Annotated in this window: 4 protein-coding genes; 2 read left to right on the top strand and 2 right to left on the bottom strand. The window is 58.7% G+C overall.

Annotated elements, in window-relative coordinates; all coding sequences use genetic code 11:
* A partial coding sequence (locus AC2VLV_RS09190) for an ATP-binding protein (protein WP_486989705.1) occupies positions 1-476 on the bottom strand: 476 nt, incomplete at its 3' end.
* A complete protein-coding gene (locus AC2VLV_RS09185; protein WP_486989704.1) occupies positions 473-1,801 on the bottom strand; it encodes a metallophosphoesterase family protein in 1,329 nt (442 codons plus the stop codon). The genes AC2VLV_RS09185 and AC2VLV_RS09190, both read right to left, overlap by 4 nt.
* Before the next feature lie 52 nt (positions 1,802-1,853).
* Between AC2VLV_RS09185 and AC2VLV_RS09180 the strand changes: the two genes are divergently transcribed.
* Both AC2VLV_RS09180 and AC2VLV_RS09175 read left to right on the top strand, forming a co-directional pair.
* Positions 1,854-2,084 carry a helix-turn-helix domain-containing protein gene (locus AC2VLV_RS09180; RefSeq protein WP_486989703.1) on the top strand — a complete coding sequence of 77 codons (231 nt, stop codon included), beginning with the start codon at positions 1,854-1,856 and terminating at the stop codon, positions 2,082-2,084.
* 2 nt (positions 2,085-2,086) lie between these two features.
* A partial coding sequence (locus tag AC2VLV_RS09175) for a DEAD/DEAH box helicase family protein (protein ID WP_486989702.1) occupies positions 2,087-4,085 on the top strand: 1,999 nt, incomplete at its 3' end.

Raw genomic sequence — 4,085 nt, 5'->3', positions numbered from 1 at the left:
GCGGCTTCGAACAGGCTTTGGCCGATTTCTCCTTTACCCGCCAGCAGAGCCTCGCTGCCCCGGGTTAAGCCTTCCATATCCAGGCCGAACAAGGAGCGGTAGAGTCCTTCGTCTAAACCTCCGAGCAGCCGAGAAAGCGCATCTTCTGACAGTGGTTGATCGGTCAGCTCCGCGCCGGTTTCTTCATCCAATGCAAACAGTGTCTGCTTGCGGGCCTTGCGACGCATGACGGACAGTCGCGATCCTTGGTCGGTGACCAAGGTCGCGCCAACGCGCAATTGAGGGTACGGATGCAGAAAATTGTCTGTGGTGCGGTCCTCGATACCAAATAACAGGCCAGTCAGCGCCCTCAGGGTGGTGGACTTACCGGCCTCGTTTGGGCCGTAGATCACGTGAAAATTTGCACCGTCACTGAAGTCGAGGTGACGCTCTGAAAATGCACCATAGGCCTTGAGGTAGAGACGTGCGATCTTCACGAGGTCGTTCCTTCACCGGACAGACGCGCAATCAGTTCCCCCTCGACCTCGTACAGGAGTTCGGTGAGCACGTCAGGAGCATTTAAAAGTAGGGCATGTGGCCCTTCCCTGAGTTCCACCGGCAGCTTTTGTTGCAAGTCCTGGATTGTCTCCTCAGCCATTACCCCTCGCGCCGCATTATCGGACGCCAAGCCACGCAGTTCGCGAACCAGTAGGCCCAGCGGATCATCACGCTCGGCGATGCGGTCGAGATCCAACTGGGGGCGTGTCGTCAGTTCGACCTTCTCAATCCAGACTTGCGCATTTGATGCCTCAATCGCCGCACTGCGCAGTTGCTGCTCCACAGTCTCCGGCTGGATTGCGAGCACGCGGTGCAACGGCCCTCTCCCGGCAATCTGGACCCTGATTGCTAGTGTTCGGCCTTCTGCTTGGGCGAGTCGACCGCGAATTCCCACTGCGGCAGCATCCAGGAGGGCATCCAGGTCAGGCAGTGAGGCGATGTCGAGTGACAGGGTTTCCCAGCGCATGACATCCAATGCAATGGCTTGATGTTCCAGCACCATGCCGTTCTCGACCGTTAATAGAGAGCAGCCTTTGGCGCCAAATTCTCGGATGTGTCTTCCTTGCGTATTGCCTGGATAAACCACCCACGGCTCGCGCGAAACTATTTCCGCCGCATGGACGTGTCCCAACGCCCAGTAGTCGTAACCCTTGCCCTGGAGGACGGACAAGGTCGTGGGGGCATAGCTGTCGTGTCCGGGGCGACCATTCAGGGATGTATGGAGCAGCCCGATGTTGAAGCAGTCCGGAATGGAGGCCGGATAGGCAGAAGCAAGATCATCCAGCACGGCGGGCGTGGCAAAACTCTGCCCGTGAACGGCGACACCAATCTGGTCGAGAACGACGGTCTCGGGCTTCGCGTCATTAAACAGATGCACATTGCGCGGTAGGCGTAGGGACTTGGTGAGTTTGCTTGCCGCGTCGTGATTACCGCGCACAATGACAACCGGGATACCTTCTTCGGCAAGTTGCGTTACCCCTTTGACGAAAAAAAGCCCAGTACTGTGGTCTGGCCAGTCACCATCGTAGAGGTCACCGCCAATTACGACGAGGTCAACGCGCTCGCGCAAGGCAGTGGCGACCAAGTTTTCGAAGGCGCGACGGGTGGCCCCGCGAACATCATCAACTGGCGCACCCTCATACCGATCGAGGCCGCGCAAGGGGCTGTCGAGGTGCAGGTCAGCGGCGTGTAGAAAGCGCATTTTGTTGATGATCGCCCCGGCAGAGTGGAAAAGAATCACAGCATTCGATGATTGTATTGTCATATTGAAAAATTTGCACTATCTTGCCTTGGTTTGACGATTCCTGGTAGAAACTATGCCGAAAAGCCCCCATGAAGGCGAAATTCTTACCATCAAGCAGGTCGCTGAATATCTGAAGGTCACCGAACGGACAATCTATCGGTTGGCTGCTGTCAAGAAGATTCCGGCCTTTAAGGTCGGTGGGACGTGGCGGTTTTCGCGCGCGGACATCGGCAGTTGGATCAAACAGCAGTCTTCGGTGGATCAAGAGGATGACAGCTCTGGCTCAGCGAAAGGCGGGCACTGACCATGAGACTGATCCACAATACCGGTGCGGATCGAGTCATCGACCTCATGCGCCCGCACCTCCAGCGCGGCAGTCAGCTCGGGCTTGTCTCGCCCTCGTTCTCTCTTTTTGCGTTCGCTGAACTGCGCGACGCGCTGGCAGGGCTGGAGAAAGTCCAACTGATCCTGCCGCCCGACGATGAGGGGCTTGAATTCCTCGGCGGTGAAGGTGACCGAGCTACTCGCAACCGCCTGCAAGCCCGTTGGCTCGCGGTTCAATGCGCGAAGTGGATCAGCGACAAGGTAGAGCTGCGCCGGGCATTGGGGCCGGTACCCCAGGGTGCGGCGGTAATGCGCAAGCCCGACGCGACCCCTGAGCAGGTAGTGCTGGGCTCCTTTGCGTTCAGTACGGATGGTCTCGGTGTGACCCCAGGTAACCCGCTGAGCCTGATCCAGGCGTCCGAGTCAGCCGATGACGCAAGCCAACTTGCTCGTTGGTTTGATCAGCAATGGACGGCCTTGTGCGCCCAGCCCGATACGCGCGCGGCGCTGATTCAAGCCTTGCAGGCGATGGGGGAACACCGCGATCCGCTCACCGTATACACGCTTATCCTGCATCACCTGTTTAGTGGCTGCGGTGACGAGATGGACGAAGAGCGCATCGTCAAATCCGCCACCGGCATCCGCAACGCCGTGGTGTGGAAGAAGCTCTTCAAGTTTCAACGCGATGGCGTGGTGGGTGCTATCGACAAGCTGAACCGTTTCGGCGGCTGCATCATCGCTGACAGCGTCGGCTTGGGCAAAACCTTCGAAGCGCTGGCAATCATCAAGTACCACGAGCTGCGCAACGACCGGGTGCTGGTGCTGGCGCCTAAGCGCCTGCGTGACAACTGGACGCTCTACAAGGCCAACGACAAGCGGAATGTGCTGGCCGCCGACCGCCTCAACTACGACGTTCTGAACCATACCGATCTCTCACGCGATGACGGCTCTTCGGGCGACATCGACTTGTCCCACGTGAACTGGGGCAACTACGACCTGGTAGTGATCGACGAGTCGCACAACTTCCGCAACAAGGCCACGCACAAGGGAAAAGAGTCCCGCTACGATCGCCTGATGCGCAGAATCATCAAGGAGGGCGTCAAGACGCGTGTCCTGATGCTGTCCGCCACGCCGGTCAACAATCGCCTCGCCGATTTGCGCAACCAGATCGCCTTCGTCACCGAAGGGGACGACACCGCCCTGCTGGAACATGGCATTGCGAGCATCGAAGCGACCACGCGCAAAGCGCAAGCCCAGTTCAATCGCTGGCTGGATATGGGTGAGTCGGACAAGACGCCGACCAAGCTGGTCGAAATGCTGGGCTTTGACTACTTCACCTTGCTGGATCATCTCACCATCGCCCGCTCGCGTAGGCACGTTGAAAAGTACTACGGCACCAGCGAAACAGGCCGTTTCCCAGATCGTCTGCCGCCGATAAACATCAAGGCGAATGTAGACTTGGGTGGCGAGTTTCGCGCCATCCGGGACATCAACCTGGAGATTCGACGCCTCAATCTGGCCAGCTATGCTCCGCTGCGTTACGTACTGCCACATAAGCAGGCCGCCTACGACGCCAAATACAGCACCCAGATTCGGGGTGGCGAGAGCTTCTTCCGCCAGACAGACCGTGAGGAAAGTCTGATTCACCTGTTGCGCGTGAACGTGCTCAAGCGCATGGAAAGTGCAGTGTCGTCCTTCACTCTGACCGTCCAGCGGCAGCTGAAGGACGTGGAGACCACCCTCGCGCATATCGAGGAACACGCTGACGACGTCGAAGAAATCGACATCGCTGACGTCGACATCGACGACCCGGCCTTCGAGACCCTGCTGGTGGGGCGCAAGGTCAAGGTGCTGCTCAGTGATGTCGATCTCATCCGCTGGAAACAAGACCTGATCGAAGACCGCAACCGTCTGGCCACGCTGCTGGCAGCGGCCAGGCAGGTCGATGCCGCACGCGACGCGAAGCTCGCCAAACTGCGCG

Source organism: Thiomonas sp. TH-17 (assembly GCF_057473305.1).
This window is presented reverse-complemented; position numbering and strand designations above follow the sequence as displayed.

What these genes read in the sequence shown, in the direction of transcription:
- AC2VLV_RS09185 (WP_486989704.1), bottom strand. Translation starts at nt 1,801, where the DNA reads ATGACAATACAATCATCGAATGCTGTGATTCTTTTCCACTCTGCCGGG.
- AC2VLV_RS09180 (WP_486989703.1), top strand. Translation starts at nt 1,854, where the DNA reads ATGCCGAAAAGCCCCCATGAAGGCGAAATTCTTACCATCAAGCAGGTC.